Here is a 1701-nt window from a genome sequence, read left to right as displayed (position 1 = left end):
GCTGCACGACATCGGCAAGATCGGCATCCCCGACCGCATCCTGCTCAAGCCCGGCAAGCTCACGGTGGAAGAGTTCGAGGTCATGAAGACGCACACCACGCTGGGCCGCAATGCCATCGAGGACGCCGAGCGCCGCCTGGGCATGCGCGTGGCCTTTCTGAGCGTGTCCAAGGAGATCGCCTACAGCCACCAGGAAAAGTGGGACGGCAGTGGCTATCCGGAGGGCCTGGCGGGCGATGCCATTCCCGTCTCGGCCCGGCTCATGGCGGTGGCGGACGTGTACGACGCGCTCATCAGCAAACGCATCTACAAGCCCGCGTACTCGCACGAACAGGCCTGCGCCACCATCGTGCGGGGCCGCGGCACGCATTTCGACCCCGACATGGTGGATGCCTTCGTGGACCTGGCCGACGACTTCCGCCACATCGCGCTCAAGTACCCCGACCCGGAATAGGCCCACACGGGCCACGGGCCCGAAAAGAAAAAAGGGACTGCCGCTCGGCCCGTGGGCCGCAGCGGCAATCCCTTCGCGCGGGCGCTGCCGGTCAGCGGGCGCCGGTGGCGGCTTCGCCGTCCTCGGCCGGGGTGGCCGGCACCACGTCGTCCAGGCCGTCCGTGGGCAGCGAGAGGTTGGCCGCCGCCTGGCGCACGGCCGCCTTGTCGCCGGCGCTGGCGAACTGGCTGTACTTGGTGAGGATGGGCACCAGCTGGCCGTAGATGCGCGGTGCGCCGGCCAGGCATTCGCGCTGCTCCAGGAAGTCCGCCTCGCCCGTGAAATTGCCGACCAGGCCGCCGGCCTCGGTCACCAGCAGCGAGCCGGCCGCCACGTCCCAGATCGACAGGCCGGTCTCGAAGAACGCTTCGGTGTAGCCCGCGGCCACGTAGGCCAGGTCCAGCGCGGCGGCGCCCGGGCGGCGCAGGCCGGCGGTGCGCTGCATCACGTCGGCCATGATGTTCAGGTAGTTCTTGAAGTTGTCGCCCGGGCGGAACGGAAAGCCGGTGGAGATCAGGCATTCCTTGAGCTGCGTGCGCTTGGAGACGCGGATGCGGCGCTCGTTCAGGTAGGCGCCGCGGCCCTTGGTGGCGGCGAAGAGGTCGTTGCGGGTCGGGTCGTAGATGACGGCCTGCTCGACCTTGCCGCGCACGGCCAGCGCGATGCTCACGCAATAGACCGGAAAGCCGTGGATGAAGTTGGTGGTGCCGTCCAGCGGGTCGATGATCCAGACGAACTCCGAATCCTTCGCGCCGTACTCGCTGCCCGATTCCTCGGCCAGGATGCCGTGGCCGGGGTAGGCCGTGAGCAGCGTCTCGATGATGGCCTTTTCGCTCGCGTGGTCCACCTCGGTCACGAAATCGTTGATCTGCTTTTGCGAGATCCGCACGGATTCCACGTCCAGGGCCGCGCGGTTGATGATGGCGCCGGCGGCGCGTGCGGCCTTGATGGCCACGTTGAGCATGGGGTGCAGATTGGTCGACATTGGATTGTGGCGTGGGCCGGGCGCGCGGCAAGGGCGGCCTGGCGGTTCAGGAACGGGGAATGGCGCCCCGGCGATGCGGACGGCGACAATGAGCGCGCGATTTTACCCGTACTGCCTTTTTTCACCGACCGCGCGCCATGAAGACCCGTTTCATCCTCCTCCACACCAGCCATGCCGGCAACGTCGGCGCCGCCGCCCCGCGCCATCGAGGCTGCCTCGGAGG

At 68.1% G+C, this 1701-nt stretch carries 2 protein-coding genes; one reads left to right on the top strand and one right to left on the bottom strand.

Annotation, left to right across the window (positions count from 1 at the left end; all coding sequences use genetic code 11):
- Positions 1–454, top strand: a 454-nt coding sequence (locus AC27IO_RS23875; RefSeq protein ID WP_498741140.1) for an HD-GYP domain-containing protein, incomplete at its 5' end; no start/stop codon positions are given.
- 91 nt (positions 455–545) lie between these two features.
- Here AC27IO_RS23875 and AC27IO_RS23870 read toward each other — a convergent pair.
- Complete coding sequence (locus AC27IO_RS23870; RefSeq protein WP_498741139.1) at positions 546–1478, bottom strand: inositol monophosphatase family protein; 933 nt, start codon at positions 1476–1478, stop codon at positions 546–548.
- Positions 1479–1701 lie beyond the last annotated feature (223 nt).

The sequence above is a fragment of the Acidovorax sp. KNOB132 genome (assembly GCF_057541515.1).
The sequence above is the reverse complement of the archived record's forward strand: the minus strand, read 5'-3'. Positions and strand labels throughout refer to the sequence as shown.